Source organism: Salibacterium sp. K-3 (assembly GCF_054052005.1).
Genome location: NZ_JBSVZE010000001.1, coordinates 1,161,376 through 1,182,740, shown reverse-complemented (window position 1 = coordinate 1,182,740; position 21,365 = coordinate 1,161,376). Strand labels below are relative to the sequence as shown.

At 49.0% G+C, this 21,365-nt stretch carries 22 protein-coding genes and 1 tRNA gene; 2 read left to right on the top strand and 21 right to left on the bottom strand.

All coding sequences use genetic code 11. From position 1 onward, the window contains the following. Positions 1–21: 21 nt before the first annotated feature. The 13 genes from ACW9JV_RS05695 to ACW9JV_RS05635 form a co-directional block, all read right to left on the bottom strand. Positions 22–98: transfer RNA gene (locus ACW9JV_RS05695), tRNA-Arg, on the bottom strand. 156 nt (positions 99–254) lie between these two features. After that, positions 255–773 (bottom strand): metallophosphoesterase family protein, encoded by a 519-nt coding sequence (locus ACW9JV_RS05690; protein ID WP_457332222.1) that lies wholly within the window; start codon positions 771–773, stop codon positions 255–257. A gap of 5 nt (positions 774–778) precedes the next feature. Continuing rightward, positions 779–1,381, bottom strand: coding sequence for an XTP/dITP diphosphatase (locus ACW9JV_RS05685; RefSeq protein WP_457332220.1), 603 nt, complete (start codon positions 1,379–1,381; stop codon positions 779–781). After that, on the bottom strand, positions 1,382–2,149 hold the full coding sequence (gene rph, locus ACW9JV_RS05680; protein WP_457332218.1) for a ribonuclease PH: 768 nt from the start codon (positions 2,147–2,149) through the stop codon (positions 1,382–1,384). Positions 2,150–2,220: 71 nt separating this feature from the next. Further along, on the bottom strand, positions 2,221–3,315 hold the full coding sequence (locus ACW9JV_RS05675; RefSeq protein WP_457332216.1) for a GerMN domain-containing protein: 1,095 nt from the start codon (positions 3,313–3,315) through the stop codon (positions 2,221–2,223). Positions 3,316–3,439: 124 nt separating this feature from the next. After that, positions 3,440–4,252 carry a glutamate racemase gene (gene racE, locus ACW9JV_RS05670; RefSeq protein WP_457332214.1) on the bottom strand — a complete coding sequence of 271 codons (813 nt, stop codon included), beginning with the start codon at positions 4,250–4,252 and terminating at the stop codon, positions 3,440–3,442. A gap of 286 nt (positions 4,253–4,538) precedes the next feature. After that, a complete protein-coding gene (gene ptsP, locus ACW9JV_RS05665; protein ID WP_457332212.1) occupies positions 4,539–6,263 on the bottom strand; it encodes a phosphoenolpyruvate--protein phosphotransferase in 1,725 nt (574 codons plus the stop codon). Beyond that, entirely contained in the window at positions 6,263–6,526 is a 264-nt protein-coding gene (locus ACW9JV_RS05660) for a phosphocarrier protein HPr (protein ID WP_457332210.1), read from the bottom strand. The genes ptsP and ACW9JV_RS05660 overlap by 1 nt, the downstream gene beginning before the upstream one ends. Positions 6,527–6,971: 445 nt before the next feature. Beyond that, positions 6,972–7,187: a helix-turn-helix domain-containing protein gene (locus ACW9JV_RS05655; RefSeq protein WP_457334595.1), complete on the bottom strand. Its 216-nt coding sequence runs from the start codon at positions 7,185–7,187 to the stop codon at positions 6,972–6,974. A gap of 188 nt (positions 7,188–7,375) precedes the next feature. Further along, the gene (sdhB, locus tag ACW9JV_RS05650; protein WP_457332208.1) at positions 7,376–8,137 is read right to left on the bottom strand and encodes a succinate dehydrogenase iron-sulfur subunit; all 762 of its coding nucleotides are present in this window, start codon (positions 8,135–8,137) and stop codon (positions 7,376–7,378) included. After that, positions 8,134–9,915 carry a succinate dehydrogenase flavoprotein subunit gene (gene sdhA / locus ACW9JV_RS05645; protein ID WP_457332205.1) on the bottom strand — a complete coding sequence of 594 codons (1,782 nt, stop codon included), beginning with the start codon at positions 9,913–9,915 and terminating at the stop codon, positions 8,134–8,136. Before sdhA ends, sdhB begins: the two co-directional genes overlap by 4 nt. A gap of 15 nt (positions 9,916–9,930) precedes the next feature. Then, positions 9,931–10,560, bottom strand: a complete 630-nt coding sequence (locus ACW9JV_RS05640; protein ID WP_457332203.1) for a succinate dehydrogenase cytochrome b558 subunit — start codon at positions 10,558–10,560, stop codon at positions 9,931–9,933. A gap of 352 nt (positions 10,561–10,912) precedes the next feature. Beyond that, positions 10,913–12,265 carry a TrkH family potassium uptake protein gene (locus tag ACW9JV_RS05635; protein ID WP_457332202.1) on the bottom strand — a complete coding sequence of 451 codons (1,353 nt, stop codon included), beginning with the start codon at positions 12,263–12,265 and terminating at the stop codon, positions 10,913–10,915. A gap of 110 nt (positions 12,266–12,375) precedes the next feature. Between ACW9JV_RS05635 and ACW9JV_RS05630 the strand changes: the two genes are divergently transcribed. Beyond that, positions 12,376–12,741 carry a DUF2507 domain-containing protein gene (locus ACW9JV_RS05630; protein ID WP_457334593.1) on the top strand — a complete coding sequence of 122 codons (366 nt, stop codon included), beginning with the start codon at positions 12,376–12,378 and terminating at the stop codon, positions 12,739–12,741. Positions 12,742–13,106: 365 nt separating this feature from the next. Here ACW9JV_RS05630 and ACW9JV_RS05625 read toward each other — a convergent pair whose 3' ends face one another. Then, entirely contained in the window at positions 13,107–13,328 is a 222-nt protein-coding gene (locus ACW9JV_RS05625; protein ID WP_457332200.1) for a hypothetical protein, read from the bottom strand. Positions 13,329–13,446: 118 nt separating this feature from the next. Beyond that, positions 13,447–15,957 (bottom strand): DUF2339 domain-containing protein, encoded by a 2,511-nt coding sequence (locus ACW9JV_RS05620; RefSeq protein WP_457332198.1) that lies wholly within the window; start codon positions 15,955–15,957, stop codon positions 13,447–13,449. A gap of 154 nt (positions 15,958–16,111) precedes the next feature. Here ACW9JV_RS05620 and ACW9JV_RS05615 point away from each other — a divergent pair, with 154 nt between their 5' ends. Next, on the top strand, positions 16,112–16,390 hold the full coding sequence (locus ACW9JV_RS05615; protein WP_457332196.1) for a hypothetical protein: 279 nt from the start codon (positions 16,112–16,114) through the stop codon (positions 16,388–16,390). Positions 16,391–16,400: 10 nt separating this feature from the next. Here ACW9JV_RS05615 and ACW9JV_RS05610 read toward each other — a convergent pair whose 3' ends face one another. From ACW9JV_RS05610 to ACW9JV_RS05585, 6 genes are all read right to left on the bottom strand, one after another. Then, a complete protein-coding gene (locus ACW9JV_RS05610) occupies positions 16,401–17,672 on the bottom strand; it encodes a hypothetical protein (RefSeq protein WP_457332195.1) in 1,272 nt (423 codons plus the stop codon). Positions 17,673–17,788: 116 nt separating this feature from the next. Next, positions 17,789–18,136 (bottom strand): helix-turn-helix domain-containing protein, encoded by a 348-nt coding sequence (locus tag ACW9JV_RS05605; RefSeq protein ID WP_457332193.1) that lies wholly within the window; start codon positions 18,134–18,136, stop codon positions 17,789–17,791. A 27-nt stretch (positions 18,137–18,163) separates the two neighbouring features. After that, positions 18,164–19,939, bottom strand: coding sequence for an excinuclease ABC subunit UvrC (gene uvrC / locus ACW9JV_RS05600; RefSeq protein ID WP_457332191.1), 1,776 nt, complete (start codon positions 19,937–19,939; stop codon positions 18,164–18,166). A 5-nt stretch (positions 19,940–19,944) separates the two neighbouring features. Then, positions 19,945–20,304 (bottom strand): DUF488 domain-containing protein, encoded by a 360-nt coding sequence (locus tag ACW9JV_RS05595; protein WP_457332189.1) that lies wholly within the window; start codon positions 20,302–20,304, stop codon positions 19,945–19,947. Between the two features lie 60 nt (positions 20,305–20,364). Then, positions 20,365–20,682, bottom strand: a complete 318-nt coding sequence (gene trxA, locus ACW9JV_RS05590) for a thioredoxin (RefSeq protein ID WP_457332187.1) — start codon at positions 20,680–20,682, stop codon at positions 20,365–20,367. 245 nt (positions 20,683–20,927) lie between these two features. Continuing rightward, on the bottom strand, positions 20,928–21,338 hold the full coding sequence (locus ACW9JV_RS05585) for a DUF350 domain-containing protein (RefSeq protein ID WP_457332185.1): 411 nt from the start codon (positions 21,336–21,338) through the stop codon (positions 20,928–20,930). Between the last annotated feature and the right edge of the window lie 27 nt (positions 21,339–21,365).

The window sequence follows — 21,365 nt, the reverse complement described above, 5'->3', positions numbered from 1 at the left end:
GGGGTTTGGCGCTTATTATCATGGTGTCCCAGGCAGGATTCGAACCTGCGACCTACGGCTTAGAAGGCCGTTGCTCTATCCAGCTGAGCTACTGGGACAAGTGGGTTCCGTTTTTCAGCGACAAATATTATATTATTATATCCGACGGCTTAAGTCAACCTGATTTTTAAAGTTCAGCAGATAGAATAAGGAAGAGCGCCGTCTCCGGCCGGCTGCCGCCGTGTGCCGGAGGGCGGCGTTTTCTTTTATATCAGTCAGTCTGCGGGAAAGGAAGCCCGCAGATCGGTGACTTCTCCACCGGAAGCCCGTTCATAAAAACGGATAACGGCTCCCCCGGATTTATCAAGCGAGGCGATGGCATAGGTCTGTTCGGGGCGGGTCCGGGGCTGCATCAAGCTCCCCGGGTTCACAAACAGGATGCCCTGATCTTCAAACGCGGTCGGGTGATGGCTGTGGCCGAAACACGCCATCCGTGCCCCTTTTTCTTCTGCTCGGTACGACAACGGGATGTAGGTCATTTTAATATTGTAAAGATGCCCGTGGGTCACATACACACGGATTCCTTCCACCGTTTCGGCCAGGTCCTCGGGAAACTCACCGGGCCTGTCCACATTCCCCTGCACCGTATGTACACCTTCCAGGATCTCAGAATCCCCGGACAATTCGGAGTCCCCGCAGTGAAAGACAGCGTCCACGTCATGACGGTGGCGTTCAATCACTTCGTTCAGTTCCGTTTCGCTGCCGTGGCTGTCGCTGATCAATAAACATTTCATTCGATTCACTCTCCTGCATCCGATCGAATATTCAGGCTTTGTTCTTTCATTTTCTGCAGGGCGCGGAAACGGTGGCTGATCTGATTTTTCTCTTCCGGCTGCAGCTCCGCCATCGCAGCCCCGCGTTCCGGCAGATAAAAGACCGGGTCATATCCGAATCCGTTGGTTCCGGATGGAGCTTTGGCAATCCGGCCTTCACATGTGCCGCGGAATGTTTCTGTCGACTTACCCGGAGCTGCTGCGGCGATCACGCATACAAACCGGGCACCGCGCTCCTCTTCCGGTACCCCTTCCATCTCACGGAGTACTTTTGCCGTATTGGCCTCATCCTTTTTATCTTCGCCGGCATAGCGGGCCGAATAGACGCCTGGACGCCCGTCCAGGGCATCAATTTCAAGACCGGAATCATCTGCAATGACAGGCACCTGATACGCGTCTGCAATGGCTTCTGCTTTCAGGGCTGCATTTTCTTCAAAGGTCTCCCCTGTCTCAGGAATATCTTCCATATCCACATCGAGCAGGGACTGGACATCTGTTTCCGGGCCGAACATATCCTGGAATTCTTTTACTTTTCCTTTGTTCTTGGTTGCGATAATAATGGTCCGCATTTATTCTGACTCTTCCTTCTTCTTTTTAATATCATCATCGATGGATCCGAGCAGTTCTTTCTGTATGAGAAACAGCTCGTTCATTCCTTTTTCACCGAGGTCGAGAAGGGAATCCAGCTGTTTCCTGGAATAGGAGGCTTCTTCGCCGGTGCCCTGCAGCTCGACAAATTCGCCTTCTCCTGTCATCACGATATTCATGTCTACAGCCGCTTCTGCATCTTCTTTATAGCATAAGTCTAGCAATTCATTCTGATGCAGGTCAACTCCGACAGAGACCGCTGCGAGATAGTCCAGAATCGGCCATGTCTTAATTTTTCCTGCTTCCACATAAGATTTAACAGCCATGGCCATCGCGACAAATGCGCCAGTAATAGAAGCCGTGCGCGTGCCTCCGTCCGCCTGGATCACATCACAGTCAATCCAGATCGTCCGCTCGCCGATACTGGTTAGGTCAACAACAGAACGGAGCGAACGCCCGATCAGCCGCTGAATTTCCATCGTACGGCCGCTCAGCTTACCCTTGGCGGCTTCCCTGATGTTGCGCTGCTCCGTCGCCCGGGGCAGCATCGAATATTCCGCGGCAATCCAGCCTTTGCCGCTGTTACGCATAAACGGCGGCACACGGTCTTCTATACTTGCCGTACATATAACTTTTGTTTCACCTACTGTAATGAGTACCGAACCTTCCGGATGTTTTAAAAAATCCGTATCGATGATAACCGGGCGTAATTCTTCTCTCTCTCTTCCATCCAAACGTGTCGTTGCCATCCTTATATCCTCCCATTGTTCTTAACATGTTTCATAAAAAGAAGGCAGCAGTGCCGCCTTATATCTTATGATTATCCTTTTGACGCATCTTCATTAACCAGAGCGGGACGGGCCATTGGTTCTTCCAGTGCCTCTCCATTTACGCGGAGTACATCTTCGGCCCCTTCCACATTCAGTTCAACGTCTTCCACTCCGTCCAGTTCCGTTGCCGTCAAAGCCACCGCGTGCAGTGCTTCTTCCGAAACGGCTGCACCGTCCTGTTCGGTGAGAAGTCCTTCGTTAAAAAAGAGCGACGCCGTTTCCTCTTCCACTTTCGAAGCAGATGTCAGAGAAACCCCTTCACGAAGAACGCTATGCAGCCCGCTTTCCGGAGCAGGCCCCCGGACCAGTTCCGTCATGGCCGCATCCAGTATGTTGTCCTCGTCTTCCCCGCTTATTCTGCGGGTAACCGGTACATAGTAGGAGTTTTCCCCAATCTGTGATAAGAAATAAACAGTGACGCTGCTGCTGTCTGTCATATCACTGACGCGCCCGTTTTCGAGGTTAATGCCGTCCTCCCGGCTGTAGGATTCTCCGATCGGGGTGCCATTTACCGGCATGGTTTCCTGTTCATACCCATTGATTTGAAAGGACACATCCTCCACGTTTTCAAACTGTGTTAATGTCCAGGTCACCGCCTGCAGAAGAGCCTGTTCGTTATCAGGATGATAATCCCTGAATTCAGGCGAAAAATCCGTAACGGCGGTTCCGTTTTCATCCAGACGGACATCTACTTCCGTCCCGGCGGGAAGCACTGCCTGAAAACCATTTGGAAGCATTTCATTGACCGGACCACCCTTTACGAGATGTTCCAATGACTGCTTCAGTACACCTTCGGTTTTGGGAAGTGAAAAAGTCTGCGGTGCAACCATCCCATTTTCATCCATGAGATAAAGTTCCCGCTCCACTGTTTCCTTATCCGCTTGTTCTTTCTGTTCCTTCTCATCCTGTCCGGAAGACTCCTCTTGTCCCTCTTCTGCTGCTTCTTCAAAATCCTCCCACGCTATCTCCTCGGTTACTTCTTCCGGAGGTTCGTCCATATTTCCTGCCTCATCACTGCCGAATCCACACCCCTGCAAAATAAAAGGCACCGCTAAAACGGCTGCTGCCTTCCACGGCATTTTCATTCGTTCTTCCCTCCCAGACCAGTTTGTACTATTTATACGAGCCCGGCTGGGAATTAGACCACTTGAATCCATTTTCCGTTAAAAACAGGAGGCAGATTTCTGCTGTGCGGCACCTTTTCAAAAATTATCCGATTTTTTCAAGGGAGATGGACTGAACATCAGAAGTCCGGCTGTCCAGCCAGCGGTCCGCAATCATGCGGAAGCGGTCCGCCTGTCCGGTTGTATAAAACGTATGATCCGGCGCAGCTGATGCTGTATCAGTATGAAGCATGTCATGAAAATGAAGAATGGTGCTGGCTTCGCGGGCCGTTTCGTCCCCCGAGGAAATGAGTCGTATACTATCTCCCACGACCTCCTGAATGACATCTGCCAGCAGCGGATAATGCGTGCAGCCAAGAATCAGAATATCGCAGGGTGTACCGGCGAGAGGCTGAAGCGTTTGACGAACGATGGAGGACGCTTCCTCCCCTTCACAGATCCCCTGCTCCACCAGCGGAACAAAAGGCGGGCAGGCCAGAGACTGCACCTTCACCTTTTCATTGATCAAATGAAGGGCGCGCGGATAGGCACCACTGGCTATGGTACCTTCTGTTCCAATAACTGCTACATGGTCGGTTTTTGTCAGCTTTAAAGCGGTAATGGCACCCGGCTGTATAACTCCTATGACCGGAATGTCAAGGTTTTCCTTTACTTCCTCCAGCACCGCGGCAGCGGCTGTGTTACACGCGATCACAAGCATTTTTATGTTTTCCTGCTGCAGCCGGCGGATCATTTCCCAAGTGTACTGCCGTACTTCATGGACAGGACGGGGGCCGTACGGGCATCTTGCGGTGTCTCCGATATATATCATTTTTTCTTTCGGCAGCTGCCGGGCGATTTCCCTCGCTACAGTCAGCCCTCCGACTCCGGAGTCGATAATTCCAATTGGTCGGTTCACTTGCTGTCCCTCAATTTCTCATTGATTTATTCCTGATGTCTTGTTCCTTATGCTTCTTTAAAATAAACATCCGCCTGGCTGTATATTTTAAAGACCGATGTTCTGCCTATACAACCTTCTTTTATTTTCTCTTTTTTCCGCCGCAATTTCAAGAACGACACGATATTTCAGAAAGCTTTATCTTTAGTTTATGGGCGGGCACGCCTTGATGTGAGGATGGGGTTGCCGCCATATAAAAACTGCCCCGCCGGCAGACGGGGCAGAAGATACTTTATAGACGGCGGTCTCAGGATTGGACAAAGCCTTTCTGATGAACAAGCGTCTCGACTTCTTCCGCCGTGGGAAGATTTACAGCCTCGGCGGCCAGCGCGCGCGCCTCCTCTTTGGTAAGTGTACGCAGCTGGCTTCTGGCAGGCAGCACGGACGTGGCACTCATGCTGAACTCATCCAATCCGAGGCCGAGAAGCAGCGGTACCGCTGTTTCCTCTCCCGCCATTTCTCCGCACATGCCGGCCCACTTCCCTTCATTGTGAGCCGCTTCGATCACCTGCTTCACCAGGCGCAGAACAGCCGGATGATAAGGTTGATACAGGTGGGATACTTTTTCGCTCATACGGTCGGCCGCCAGGGTATATTGAATGAGATCATTCGTGCCGATGCTGAAGAAATCCACTTCTTTTGCGAAAATGTCGGCCGCAGCTGCTGTGGATGGTATCTCCACCATAATGCCTGTTTCCACATCATCTGCCGGTGCCTGTCCTTCCTTTTTAAGCTCCTCTTTTACATCTTCGAGGAGTCTTTTCGCTTCCCGGAATTCTTCGATCGTCGCAACCATCGGGAACATGATTTTCAGATTGCCGTAAGCTCCGGCACGCAGCAGGGCACGCAGCTGAGTGCGGAACATGCCGGTTTCTTCCAGACAAAGACGGATGGCACGGAAACCGAGAAACGGGTTGAGCTCCGATGGCAGATCAAGATAAGGCAGTTCTTTATCCCCACCTATGTCGAGCGTCCGGATCACGACAGGTTTACCGTTCATTTTTTCAAGAACAGCCTTGTACGCTTCAAACTGTTCTTCCTCATCGGGAAGTTCATTCCGGCCCATGTATAAAAATTCCGTCCGGTAGAGGCCGATGCCTTCTGCACCGTTGGCCAGCACTCCTTCCAGATCATCCGGTGTGCCTATGTTCGCTGCAAGTTCAACCCGTGTATCGTCTTTCGTGACAGAGGGTTCGTTGACAAGCTTGGCCCATTCCTCCTTTTTGCGGAGGTATTCCTGCTGCTTTTCCTTGTAGGAAGCAATCGTTTCCTCATCCGGATGAAGGAGTACTTCTCCTTCCATGCCGTCGATGATCAGAAAATCTCCGGTTCTGATGGAGGATGTCGCTTCTTTTGATCCAACGACAGCCGGTATCTCCATAGATCTCGCCATGATGGCCGAGTGTGATGTACGGCCGCCTATATCTGTTGCAAATCCGAGGACATAGGAAAGATCCAGCTGCGCCGTGTCCGACGGCGTCAGGTCTTCGGCGATGACGATGGTTTCTTCGTTGATAGCGGCCAGGCTTGTATTCTCTACACCGAGGAGGTGGAGAAGAATCCGCTGGGACACATCACGGATATCTGAGGCACGCTCTTTCATATACTCATTATCCATGCCTTCAAACATGGACACATACATGTCGGCCAGTTCTTTTAAAGCCGATTCGGCGTTCACCTGCTCCTCTTTAATTTTGGAGGTAACGCCGTCCATAATTTCCGGATCTTCGAGCACAAGAAGATGGGCGGAAAAAATTTCCGCCTTGTCCTCCCCCATATCTTTCAATGTCTTATCCTTAATTACCTGAAGTTCCTGCTTCGCACGGTCCACTGCATTGTGAAACCGGGCAGTCTCCGCTTCTGCATCGTTGATCTGTGTCTTTTCGATGTTCATTTCTGGTTGTTCAAGGACAAATGCTTTCGCAAAGGCAATGCCCTTCGAGGCAGCGATGCCTTCCAAGGTGGTAGTCATTACTTTCCAAGCCCTTCTTTCACTACTTCGTCTACTGCCTGCATCGCTTCTTCTTCATCGGAACCTTCAATACGGATCGTAACCTCTGCGTCTTTGCCGACACCAAGGGACATAACACCCATGATCGACTTAAGGTTGACGGACTTTCCGTTATATTCAAGCGTGATTTCCGACGAAAACTGGCCGGCTTTATTAACAAGCTGGGTCGCCGGGCGGGCGTGGATCCCTGTATCGTTTGTGATGGTGTACTTTTGTTCTTTCATGGCAGAAACCCCTTTTCTTTAAATTTATATCGCTTACATAAAGATACTAAGGATTGCAGCATCAGGTCAAGCATGCACGGCTCATTCCAGAGCCCGGCGGATGTAAAAAAAGCATGAGCAAACGCATAAGGCCGGTATAGAAACAAGCTTGTCAAAATACTTATTTCCTCCTGATGCATTTACTCATGCCTGATCATGTCAGTAACACGTAAATCTGTACGAATATATGACTATACCTTCGCTGCAAACTTGTAAACTATTGTAGCACTTTCTCAGGCAATAAAGCAAGGTTTTCACGATGAATTTAAGAAAAACCGGCTTTCCACAGGATAAGAAAACGGCCGGTGGATAAGCCATGCGTTGAAATTTGCACTGCATAACCTCCATCTGCCGGCAGCATACCGGGCGTTTTCTTTTTCACCTGCATGGAAAAGCCGGCTGTCTACTAAATTGAAAGTTCCCCAAGCCTTATCAGTTCGATAACAGCCTGAGAACGCCCCTTGACTCCCAGCTTCTGCATGGTATTGGAGATATGGTTGCGGACTGTTTTTTCGCTGATAAATAACTGGGAAGCTATCTCTTTGGTCGTCTTATCCTGGACGAGTAACTCAAACACTTCCCGTTCCCTTTTGGTGAGCAGGGTACGGTAGCCTCTGTCCATCTCCCTCAATGGCTTCACCCTTTCTTGACAAGGCTGTCCCCGTCCTCTGCCCGAAGGCGAAAGGGTCGGAGGATGGAAAGAATATAGTCAGCATATTTTATGCGCCGTGTACAAAGGGCGTTACGGACAGAAGCCTTATCTGAAAAAAGGAGCTGTACCCTGTATTCGGGACAGCTCCTTTTGTTTTTTTATGCTTTGTCGCTTCCGAAGAAGTTCTTGAATGCCTGAAGGGATGTGTCACGGTTCAGGGCGGCAATGGACGTTGTCAGCGGAATCCCTTTCGGGCAGGATTCCACACAGTTCTGGGAGTTGCCGCAGCTTTCAATGCCGCCTTCGCCCATCAATGCTTCCAGACGCTCGGTTTTATTCATTTCACCGGTCGGGTGGGCATTATACAGACGCACGATGGAAACCGGAGCCGGTCCCATAAAATCGGAGTTGTCGTTTACGTTTGGACAGGCTTCGAGGCAGACACCACAGGTCATGCACTTCGAAAGTTCGTACGCCCACTGCCGCTTGTTCTCCGCCATCCGGGGGCCGGGCCCGAGATCATAAGTGCCGTCGATCGGAATCCAGGCTTTGACCTTTTTCAGGGAGTCAAACATACGGCTCCGGTCTACGATCAGGTCACGGACGACCGGGAAGGTGCGCATCGGTTCAAGTTTGATCGGCTGTTCAAACTGATCGACAAGGGCCGTGCAGGACTGCTGCGGCTTGCCGTTAATGATCATGGAACAGGCGCCGCAGACTTCTTCCAGACAGTTCATGTCCCATACCACCGGCGATGTCTCGCTTCCATCGGCATTCACCGGATTACGGCGTATTTCCATCAAGGCGGAAATCACATTCATATTCGGACGATAGGTGAGATTGAATTCTTCGTTATAAGGCTCACTGTCAGGGCCTTCCTGCCGTGTGATGATAAAACGGACTGTTTGTTCTTCGCTCATTGTTTACCAGCTCCTTGCTGCGAAGATTCCTTTCCTTTCGAATAGTCCCTTTTCCTTGGTTTGAGCAGGGAAACATCTACGTCTTCGTATTCAAAGTCCGGAGCATGTTTTTCCGGATTGTATTTTGCCTTCGTTGTTTTCAGATATTCTTCGTCATTACGCTCCGGAAATTCCGGTTTGTAATGAGCACCGCGGCTTTCATTCCGGTGATAGGCTCCAAGAGTCATGACACGGGCTAGGTTGAGCATCCCCTTCAGCTGGCGCGTGAATGAGGCAGCCTGGTTACTCCAGCGTGCTGTGTCCGGCATATTAATGTTTTTATACCGTTCCATCAGTTCCTGAATTTTTTCATCCGTCTGAAGCAGCTTGTCATTTTCACGGACAACCGTCATGTTATTTGTCATCCATTCACCCAGCTCTTTATGGAGGGCATACGCATTTTCTTCCCCGCGCATGTTCATGATGTTTTCAAATTCCTCTTCATTCTCCTTCTTGTAATGTTCATAGATAGAAGAAGGAAGATCTTCAGCCAGTTTACCGAGCCCGTTGACGTATTCCACCGCGCTCGGTCCGGCAACCATTCCGCCGTAGATGGCCGAAAGAAGACCGTTTGCCCCGAGGCGGTTTGCGCCGTGCTGGGTATAGTCACATTCTCCGGCTGCGAAAAGTCCCGGAATGTTGGTCATCTGGTCATAGTTCACCCACATGCCGCCCATCGAGTAATGGACCGCCGGAAAGATTTTCATCGGTACTTTGCGGGGGTCATCCCCCATGAATTTCTCGTAAATTTCCATAATACCGCCGAGCTTGACGTCGAGCTCTTTTGGATCTTTATGGGACAGATCGAGATATACCATGTTTTCCCCGTTAACCCCGAGTTTCTGATTTACACAGACATCGAAAATCTCACGAGTCGCGATATCCCGCGGCACAAGGTTTCCGTATGCCGGGTATTTTTCTTCAAGGAAATACCATGGCTTGCCGTCTTTATACGTCCAGACACGGCCGCCTTCCCCACGTGCGGATTCACTCATCAGACGGAGCTTGTCATCCCCCGGGATGGCCGTCGGATGAATCTGGATAAATTCCCCGTTCGCATAATAAACACCCTGCTCATACAGTCTGGCAGCAGCAAACCCTGTATTAATCATCGAATTGGTCGTTTTACCGAAAATGATCCCCGGTCCGCCGGTTGCCATAACAACAGCATCAGAGCGGAATGTTTCGATTTCCATCGTCGTCAGATTCTGGGCGGAGATGCCGCGGCATCGTTCTTCTTCGTCAAGAACAGCACCGAGAAATTCCCACCCTTCATATTTGTTCACAAGCCCTTCTACTTCATAACGGCGCACCTGTTCATCCAGCGCATACAGCAGCTGCTGTCCGCTTGTTGCTCCGGCAAACGCTGTACGATGGTGCTGCGTGCCGCCGAAACGACGGAAATCAAGCAGGCCTTCCGATGTACGGTTAAACATAACGCCCATTCGGTCCAGCAGGTGGATAATTCCCGGAGCTGCTTCCGCCATGGCTTTTACCGGAGGCTGGTTCGCAAGAAAGTCACCGCCGTACACTGTGTCATCAAAATGCTCCCACGGCGAATCCCCTTCGCCTTTTGTATCGACGGCACCATTGATGCCTCCCTGGGCACAGACAGAGTGGGACCGTTTGACCGGAACGACGGAAAAAAGGTCTACCTGTTTACCTGCCTCTGCTGCTTTAATGGTTGCCATCAGGCCGCCGAGACCACCGCCGACTACGATAATATTACCATCACTCATGTGTGATACACTCCCTTACATATTCGCTAAATCAGGATTGATAAATGAGAGCAGGGCACTCATTCCAACAACGGACAGTGCAATAAAAATAACGGCTGTCGCATAGGTCGCGATCCGCTGGGAACGTGGATTGACCGTAATGCCCCAGGAAACGAGAAAGGACCAGAGCCCGTTGGAAAAATGAAATGTCGCTGATAAAACGCCGATGATATAGAAGACAAGCATAAATGGACTGCTTAGTATATCCGCCATCATATCATAGTTCACATCCGCCCCGAAAGAAGCCTGCACGCGCGTCTGCCAGACGTGCCAGCCGATAAACACAAGCAGATATACCCCTGTTATTCTCTGAAACAGAAACATCCAGTTTCTAAAATATCCGAAACGCCTCGTATTGCTTTTTCCCTGAAACACAATATAAAGTCCGTATATTGCATGAAAGAGAATGGGAAGATAAATAATAAAAATTTCCAGAAAAAGGCGGTAAGGTAAGCTTTCCATAAAGTGGGCTGCTGCATTAAACGATTCAGCACCGCGCGTCGCAAAGAAATTTACCGTCAAATGCTGAATGAGAAACACCCCGATGGGGATAACGCCGAGCAGCGAATGAAGTCTGCGGTTCATAAAATCACGGTTTTCAGCCATGCCAATGTTCCCCCTAAAAATTTTTTGATTCCTGGTTTGTCATACGCTGGTTCTCTTTCTTCTTCGATCAACGACCTCCTGTTTCTTTTCCAGGGCAGCTTGGATTTCATGCAGAAACGCCATTCCGATTCTGTTATGTATACAGAAATCCCGCGTTGTCCCTGGACGTAATGGAGTTGAGCCGCATAGACCAATTAGTCTGAAAACTCAACAGATACGTCCTTCACCTGCTTTTTCCGACAAATTAATTGTACTCCCCCTATTACGGCTAGTCAAGAAACCGGATACAGCCCCACAGTGGTTCTGAACCGGAAAAATGCCCGGTTCCGCCGGGCATTTTTAGTGTTTCTTCTTATCCAATTATCATACGTTCGGTCGGATACCGGAAAGACGATTTGGTTTCTTTCCGTTTGACGGAGAACAGCAGCGCGAGAATACCGACCCTTCCGATAAACATTAAGAGCATTAACAGAAACAGGCTCGGATTCGACAAGTCGGGGGTCACTCCCGTTGTAAGACCGCAGGTTCCGAATGCGGAACTAGTTTCAAAAATGACGTCGATCAGCTCCACCTTCGAATTTCCCTGTTCAATCGCTGTGATAAGTGTTACAGCAGTAAAGAGGCCGAACATGAAAAACGAGAGAACCATGAAGGCTTTCTGTTTATCCTCCGGATGAATTTCCCGGCCGAATACTTTCACATCGCTCTTTCCGAGCGCAAAACTGCGGATCGACAAAAACATCACGGCTAGTGTCGTTGTCCGGATACCGCCTCCCACACTGGACGGGCTGGCGCCGATAATCATGAGAAGCGAGATGAACAGCAGCGTCGGCAGACTGAGGGACGACGTTTCCATTGTTGTCAAACCGGCACTGCGGGCGGTGGCGGAGTTAAAAATGGAATAGAAAAACTGCTCATGCCAGACCATTCCCTCGTAAAACATGCCCTTTTCCAAAAGCCAGATACCGGCGGCACCGATAACAAAGATCAAAAAGTACGTGGTTACCGTAACCTTCGTAAAAAGGCTGAATTTGAAATAACTGCTTTTCGTCGTGAAATATTCACGCACTTCCATCAACACTGGAAAACCGATCGCACCGGCAAAAATGAGCAACAGTACAATAAACTGGACGTAGTAGTCGCCGGCAAACGGGATCAGCGACTGCCCGGTGACATCGAAACCAGCATTGGTAAATGCGCTGAGCGCCGCAAAAGAGCCTTGATAATACGCTTCACCGACCGTATCGAAGTGCTGCAGGTAATACGTGCCGAGAATTAGTGCGCCAATCAGTTCAATGGTAAGCGCCAGCAGCAGAATGCCTCGCATTAACTTCACCATGCCGGAAAACTGATACTGGTTCTGGTCAACCATAATCAACAGGCGCTGGGACAGATTGATTTTCCGCCCGAACAGCATCCACACAAAGGTCCCGAGCGACATAATGCCGATGCCACCCACCTGCATGGCAAGCGCCAGGAAAAATACCCCGGTATAGCTCAAAGACTCTGACACATCAATGACACTCAATCCCGTCACACTGACAGCAGACACGGAGGTGAAAAGAGACTCCATGTAGGATAGATCTGTTCCGGCCTGATGGGAAAAAGGCAGCCACAACAGGAAGCTGAACAGAAACATCGACAATATATAAACGGATATAATCATCCGAAACGGTGTCATGAATTGTTCCAAACCTTTTTTCATCGTATTTCCCTCCGACTCAAACTCGGGCTACAGTATATCATGTCTGCCGGGCGTTATCTATGGCGATTTCCAGATTTTAAAGGTATAATGACAGATGGCGGAAAGGACGGATAAGATTGAATGATTTTAACTATACCCTTTTGAGAGAAACATTGCTGCCAGCCCTTCTCGGCACGGAAGAGGCAGATATTCTGTACTGGGGAGGAAAGCGGATAGCCCGGGTGTACCCTAAAGAAACCATCGACGAGGTCCTCACTTTTTTTCAGGAAGCGGGATGGGGAGAATTGACAGTGACAGCCGAGAAACGGAGAGAAATGCATTTTGAGATGACCGTGGCGCGCGAAGAAAAAGACCTCGACCGTCACCTCGAGGCCGGGTTTCTCGCTGAACAGATGGAGAAGCTGAAAGGAAAAGCGGCAGAAACGTATATGACGGAAAAACGAAAGCGCGTTCTGTTTCACGTTCACTGGGATTAAAATCGGATCACCGTAACGGGAAAGCACATGGACAGAGTCCCACGCGGCCGCGCGCGGACATCTGTTCCTTTATTATCGATCATTCCTGCCTTTTCTACGGTCTTTCGGACATGGGTTCCGCTATGGGCCCTTCGATAAAGATTTTCACTTCTATTTCGACCAGTTAGCGGAACCAGTGTCCGTGGAACCCCCACCAAAGCCCCTTTTTGCTGAAATAAGGCACTCCATGTCCGATCCCTGAAGTAATCTAGAAGAATAACAGAACAAGCATGTTGTAATGACCCCCGTTATGATACACATTTCTATACATAGGAAAGATCGCGGATTTTCCAAGGAATAGATAGAACGATAGACATACCCTTTCGCTAAAACCACTGCATTAAATCTGAAAGATAGGAAGGGTGGTTAAACAGTGTAAGTAGCAGCAATACCCACATGAAAAGACCGGCTCCCATGCTGACTGCCGCAGATCCTTTAGATGATTTAGAAATCAATGGACACACCACTATAAGCATCGTGGAAACTCCGATAGCTGTTATAAACAGAAAGTGGGCAATAATTATTTCATACGCGGATGAAGCGGTCATCGGGATCTCTCCTCGCAAATCAGTCTTTTAAAAAATTCTATAGAGCCTTCGCAGGGAACACCGAAAATATTCAAGAGTAATGATGAATGTACGGTGCTCCCAGGACAACACCAACAAGCTACCTCTCCTCTTTCTGCCTGCTCGACAGTTTTTGATAGAGATAGGAGATGCCGAGGATGACAAGCCCGAAACAGAAATAAGCTGCTATTTCGCTCGTTTCTCCGAGAAAAGCCAAGTCTGCAAGAAACAGTTTGCCGGTCGCAAACAAGGTCAATCCAAGGCCGATCCGGCGGATATAGACAAAATCCCTTCGAAAACCGTAAGCAATATACCCGAGAGCCGTGATGAGATAGATCAGGCTGATAACAAAACCGGCACCGTCGAGCTGCATCTGGACATGAAGAAACGCCGCCTGAATGATGAAAAAGTAGACCGCTGACACCGCCGGATACCATTCGGGATTTTTATACCGCGTACGGATAAAGGCGAGCAGAAGCTCCCGGCCTGTTGTAAATATCATAGCCTGACAGATGATCAGAACCGCAAGCGCAGTATAATCAACCACCGTATCCGAATCTCCGCCAAGGGCAGGCACCGCAGCCGTCACAACAAAAGCGGCCAGCCCTCCCAGCGCGTATAAAACGAGGGAGAGATATCCGGCAACTTTATCATAAAGGAGCGGTGTTTTTTTCAGTCCATACCCGACACCGACAGAGAGAAACGCGGCAATGAGCCATTGGTAAAACCAGAAATGATCAAAGGATGCCGGCACGAACTCCCAGTACCAGTGCAGGCTTTCATACAAAGCATAGAGCCAGACATGAACGACAGTGACGTATTTCAATACGGCAATAAAGTCGTGAAAGCCCCGAAACAGAACCGTCTGTGCCGTTTTTTTCTGATCCTGCACGTAGTAAAACATGACGAGCACCAGCCCGGCCGTCACGGCTGTGTATTCGACATGAAAGAACGGCGGGTTTTCTCCGTTGATGTACCGCGCTGCCTCCACCAGAAACGCCCCCAGCGTCAATCCAAAAACAGCCCAGCCGGCTTTTTCAAGGAACACCAGCCGATACCGGTTGGCATAAAGCATGATTACAACACTTTCCACCAGCCAGCCGAGCGCGGCCCATTCCATTTCGAACTGAAACGGAACCGCAAGCACCAAAAACGCTATGGACGAGCCGTAAAACAGAACCCTCGCCTGCTTTTCTCCACTCATCCGCTTCGCTGCAAACCATCCGAGTGCAAAATAAAGCCCGGCATAGGCGGCGGCGAGCAGTCCGCTGCCATCATCCCACCGCATGGCATGCAGCAGAACATACATGACAGCACAGCTGATAAACGTATTGATGGCAAGCAGGATCATATCCGCATATTTCACGGGTGTGTTATAGGTTAACGGATACGCAATGGTAAGTCCGAGATACAGCATAAACATGGCTGCGGCAAAAAGGAAACTTACTCCGTAGGCAGGAGACATCCAAACAAGGATCAAAAAGGAAGGAATGTTCATCCAGAAACTGATTTGATGCACGACACTCCATTGTTTCTGAAACGATATCCAAAGGACCGATCCGTTCAATATTAAGAAATAAACCATCGCCGCGTAAACAGCGGTCTCATCCAGGCCGAAAGCCGCAAAATAGGAGTAGAACGGCAGATAACCGCCGATCAGGCCGAAAGTGCAGACGGTTTTGGATTGATAGTAAAGAGCAAGAGCGACAGACCCGGCCGTAATCATGACAGACAGAACCAAAGCCGGTGTCATACCGATAATGCCCAGCAAAAAATAACTGAAAAAAACAGCGCCGTACAACACAGCAATCCCGCCCCCGGTTAAGCCGAGCGCAAATGTCTGTCGGTCTTTGCCGTAAAACCACCGGCCGGCGGCAAGCATGATGAGACCCAGCACGGCAAATGCCATGCCTTTGATTTCATCACTGAACCACGTCGAATAGGAATAGCGGAATGCCGCTGCCACACCGAAAAGAATCAGCAGAATACCCAGTTTGTTCATCCAGCTCAAGCCGATTTTCATTTCGAGCTGATTTTGTTTCATCCGTTTTTCAAATGCTTCTTCTCCCAAATCTTCTTCATTGAAAGCATCATACTGCTGTTTCATCGACTGAAGGAAGTCCTGTTCCTGTTCAGCGAGTATTTCCCGCTCTTTCCGGGCCGCTTCCTCTACTTCCGCTGTAAGTTCCTGTAATTTCCGGTCCACGTCTTTTGTTTCCTGGTGCACCGCATGTTCCCTGCTGTTTTTCAGCTTATCGATTTTCTCTTTCGCGTCCTTTTCAAAACGGCTCAGCTGATCACGCGCGTCATCGATGGCTCTGTCGAAATACGTATGTAGTTTTTTTCTGGACACCTTCAGGATATTTGTTTTTTCATCCAGCATCTGCTCCTGGAGGGCACTCCGCAGTTTTTCGTTTTCCTTTTTCACCTCGTCGTATTTTTCCCTTAGCTCCTGGACTGCTTCCAGATAGGCTGCATTATCCCGGCGGAGGGAATCATTTTCCTGATGCACATCGCTGTTCTCATACTGTTCCACGACCGTTTCGAATTCGTCAGCCAGTCTCTGCTGCTCTGTTCTCAACCGCTGGAGTTGTGCCTTCATATCCTCCATTCTCTTCCCCCCTCGCTGCATCATCACGTTATGTCATATTCTACTAGAAAGCAGGATATTCGGAAGACTTTTTTACCAATTCACACCAAATTTCACATTTTTGGAGAAGAATAGATGGTAATATAAAAGAAATAAGAGAAGGAAGGTGATAACAATGAAACAATACAGCTGGATGAGTTATGTCGTTTTGGCAGCCGCCCTGTACCCGCTTCCCTACATTGCCCAGTTATTTGGGATCACCATATTGCAGATAAACTTTCTTGGATATGATCATATGTTTTCCACCCTGTTTCTCGGCGCAGCGGGCGTTGTCGTATTGTCCGCCATGATTGTGGTTAAAAAGACAGAACGTAATATAGCAGCCGCAGCGGCCTTGATATTATCCGTGCCGGGTTATGGCCTCCTCGCCTATATGTGGATGGTCTTTCATTAATGACTGTTTATCACCGGAAATGTATGTCATTCTGCTCGATAATTTCAGCCCTTTCGGCGTGAACAAAACAGGGAGCGTCCAGTTTTCCACACAGCCGGTACTGCCCCCTGGAAAAATCATAGACATATTCAGGAGTCAACGTCATCCGTGCTCTTATTTTTTCCAGAGCTTCTTCCCCGGTGAGAAGCGCCGGCTGCGGACCAGCGAACTCATCATACAAGCTTCTTATCCATTCACTATCCATTTCATTCACGGCAATCAGCTGTTCTCTGTCGATCACTATTTTCAGCCGGCGCGGAAAGATAAAATAGTCCTTTGTGTTGTCTGTCAGACGTGCCATGATGTATCCTTTTTCCGGATAGAGCGTCTGCAGAAGCCATCTGCCTGAATCTTCCGGGTGTTCCTGACGGAGCATTGTATGAACTGCTCTTACTGCTTCATCTTTTTCATCCCCTGTAATCGGAAACGTGTCCGGATGAGGGTGTTCAGAAAATACCTGTGCCGCTTCTACTTCTTCTGTCATATCAACCGGTTTTTTATCGAGAGCGGTCTCAAGCGGCGCGCTCCATTCAAGAATCTGATGGACGGGCGTTTCCCTGCCTATTTCAGCCGGAAACGGCAGGACATCGCTGCTGTCATTCAGGACATAGATTTCTTCCACACCGTAGACAGGATATATCTTTTTTTCACCTTCCTCTGGTATATCCAGCCGCTTCAACTGACGCTCCGTGAGCCACTCTATATCGGAAAGAGCCAGGGTGAATGTCTCTTTTCGTACAATATCTGATGATGCAAAAGGTCCCTCCATAGCAAATAATGTAACCCAGCCTTTCTCATTACATTGTATATCAATCCAACCTCCCGGGGTTACAGGGATGCCGTTCACCATCTCTTGAAAACGATATTTTCCACCTTCATTATAGATGCACTCAAACGTTTCCAAACCGCTTATTCCTGTTATTTTTTCAACCCAACGGACAAGGCCGGCCGTCCCTTCGTCGTAAAACGCCAATTCCTCCGCATGGGAAACCCCGCCGACAAACACAATGGATTTCCACTGCATCTTTGTCACATCCATTTCGACCACTGCTGTCCCCTCCGGATTTAACTCTTCTTCCGTACGGCCTTCGGCATGGAGAGGGAACCATTCCATACCCAGAATATATCTCGTTTCATCAAACACCGTGGCTTCGCGGCGGAAATGCCAGTCATAAAGATAGTAGGATTGCAGCCCCAGCGTTTCTCGGGCCGTTTCCACCCATTCCTTCACACGGTTATCCATACGATCCCTCATCTTCTCCTTTGGCAATTTTCATATAAAAATAGTTTAGTCTATACAGGGACTGTCCCTGCCAGCCTCTGCCAAATTATTATACCATAATTTACAGGAAAAGGAAATTAGGATTCCGCGTTCGGGGACGCTGCCCGGAACGATTGAGGCGGGACGCCTTTTACTTGTTTAAAAAGGCGGCTGAAATAGTAGCTGTCGTCATATCCGACTTCATCTGCCACCTCGGATACCGACATGGACGTACATCTCAGCAGTCTCCCCGCTTCTTTTATTTTTTTATGAATGATATACTTCCGGGGCGTTTTTCCGGTATATTCCTTAAAACGTTTATAAAACGTCGTCGCATTCATACCAGAGAATTCCAGAAGCTGCTGGATGGATACTTCTTCCTGAAAGTAATCTAATGATAAAATAAAAACACCCATCGATAAAATGGATGTTTTTACAACATTCATGGATTATTTTTCAACCCGGCTGCAATGTTATTCGCTTTCCTGCAGCCGTTTCATTAATTCACGAGACACATTATCGGGAATGGAGATACCGCGGAAGTCCTCGAGGGACGCTTCTTTCATCTTTTTTACAGAGCCGAAATGCCGCAGCAGCTGCCGTTTCCGCTTCTCCCCGACACCGGGAACATCGTCAAGAACAGACGTGAACATATTCTTCTTTCTGGTCTGGCGGTGGAAGGTAATGGCGAAGCGGTGTACTTCATCCTGAATCCGCTGCAACAGATAAAAAGCATGGCTGTTACGCTGCAGATGGATAATCTCTGCCGGTTCCCCCATGATCAGTTCCGATGTTTTGTGTTTTTCGTCTTTTGCCATGCCTGCCACCGGGATAAGAAGGCCCAGTTCATCTTCCAGGACACTTTTCGCCGCGCTCAACTGTCCTTTTCCTCCGTCAATCAAAATCAAATCCGGGAGTTCCGCCTCTTCTTTCAGGAGGCGCACGTAACGGCGGCGGATGACTTCTTTCATGGAGGCGTAGTCGTCCGGGCCGGTGACATTTTTCACCTTATACTTGCGGTAATCCTTTTTGTGCGGACGCCCGTCCAGAAACGTCACCATCGCCGAAACCGGATCGGCTCCCTGGATGTTGGAGTTGTCAAACGCTTCAATCCGGAACGGCGTATCGATCTGCATTTTCTCACCAAGGTCCTCCACCGCACGTATCGTGCGTTCCTCATCGCGCTCGATAAGCTGAAAGCGTTCCGAGAGCGCTTGTTCCGCATTCTGGGCGGCAAGGCGGACAAGCTCCCGTTTCTGGCCTCGTTTGGGCTGCTGCGTCTTCACTTCAACAAGCTGCTCGGCCATTTCTTTATCCACTTCCTGCGGCAGCAGAATTTCGCGTGGTTTCATATGCTCGTCTTTCAGATAAAACTGGCCGAGATACGTGAGAAAGTCCTCTTCCGGGTCTTGATAAAAGGGGAAAATCGAGACGTCGCGTTCGATCAGTTTGCCTTGGCGGACAAAAAAGACCTGCACGCACATCCAGCCTTTATCATAGGCATACGCGAACACGTCCCTGTTCTGCCCGTCATTGATCGTCATCTTCTGTTTTTCCATCACCGCATCAATGTGCTGAATCTGATCACGCAGCTCTTTGGCCCGTTCAAAATTCAATTCTTCGGAAGCAGCCTGCATGTTTTCCTGTAAATCTTTTTTGACGTCCTGATGACCGTTGTTAAGAAAGCGGACCATGTCCTGTACGAGCTGTTTATTTCTTTCCTGGGAGACGTGAAATTCACACGGAGCCAGGCACTGACCGATGTGATAGTACAGGCAGACCCGGTCCGGCATCGTCCGGCATTTACGGAGCGGATAAAGACGGTCCAGTAGTTTTTTCGTTTCATTGGCAGCGCCGGCATTCGGATACGGCCCGAAATAACGCCCGCCGTCCTTTTTTACTTTGCGTGTTGTAATCAGACGTGGATGCTCTTCGTTCGTAATTTTTAAATACGGATAGGATTTGTCATCTTTTAGAATGACATTGTACTTCGGCTCGTGCTTTTTAATCAGATTCATTTCCAGGATCAATGCTTCCATATTGGAGGACGTGATAATATATTCAAAATCATCAATTTCAGCGACCAGCTGCTGGGTCTTCCCGTCATGCGATCCTGTAAAATACGATCTCACCCGGTTTTTCAGCACTTTTGCTTTTCCGACGTAAATAATCGTACCGTGTTTGTTTTTCATTAAATAACAACCAGGCTGTGCCGGCAGCACGGCTAGTTTCTCTTTCAGGGCAGACACCGGTCTCACCTCTTTTCTTCCATCCACTGCTTCAAAAGCACCGCATGGTTACAGGTTTCATCTTTAGCGGCAAACAACAGAGTGACCGTTTCTTTATCCGCCTTGGCAGTGAGTTCATCCAGTTTCTTCTTTGCTTCATCACTTTCCTGAAGTTCTTCTTTATAATGTTTGGCAAACGTATTAAATTTCTCTCTGTCATGATTGAACCATTTCCGAAGCCCGGAACTCGGTGTGATTGCTTTGGCCCAGTCATCTAGTTCTGCCTCTGCTTTGGAAATGCCCCGGGGCCAGACTTTATCCACAAGCACCCGGTACCCATCCTGTTTCTTTGCTTCCTCATATATCCGTTTCAGCTTTACCGGCATCACAACGCCCTCCTGCTCGAAAAAAACTGCTGACGCAGACATCAGCAGTTTCCTTTCATTTTAGGATAAATGTTTGTTCAGCAGCTCTTCCAGCTGTTCTTTCGGCTGGAAACCGGTGATCTGCTCTACGACTTCGCCGTTCTTGAAAAGAAGCAGTGTCGGGATGCTCATCACACCATATTTTCCTGCTGTTTCCTGGTTTTCATCCACGTCCAGTTTCGCAATTTTTACTTGGTCTCCCATCTCGGAATCAATTTCCTCGAGAACAGGAGCGATCATTTTACATGGTCCGCACCAGTCTGCCCAAAAATCTGCCAGCACGACTCCTTCGGACGTTTCTTCTGCAAAGCTCTGATCGGATACGTTTACTATTGCCATATTAATGGTCCTCCTTTTTTAGCTGACTATCTCATTTCTTTAGTTATTATAGCATCCGGAAAGTTCCGTTGCGAATAAATTGCTTTCTTACTATACCCGTCCGGTTCTCTGAAAAAACATACAGAAGTAATTGTTTCACGAGAAAAACAACAGATAAACGGCTCCCGACAGGACAAACAGGATGCAGCATGCAATTAAAATTTTTGCCAATCGTTCCACAGCAGTTCTCCTCCCCGTTTCCTCTGTTATGCAAGAATGCCTGCGCCGATGACAAATGACATTCCCGTGGATATGATGAATGATATAAGTCCGACGGCACGGTTATCTGCCGCAATCTCTTCATCCACTTTAAACATTGGTGTCAAAAATTCAAACATCACATAACTGAAGACGAGGAGAACAAAGCCGTAAGCTCCCCAAAGAACCATCGTCAGCACTGCGTCATTATGCTCGATTGAATAATGGAGTATATTGGCCACGCCGAACAGCTTTCCTCCCGTTGCAAGCGCTACAGCCATATTTCCTTCCTTTATTTCTTCCCAGTTTTTGTAGGATGTGATCGTTTCAAAAATGGCCAGAAATACAATCAGGGACAGAACCGCTACGCTGAAGTTCGCCGCTGTCTCAACAAATGGATTCTGCATCAGGGTTTCCATGTCGTCTGCCTCCCTTGTGAAACCTTC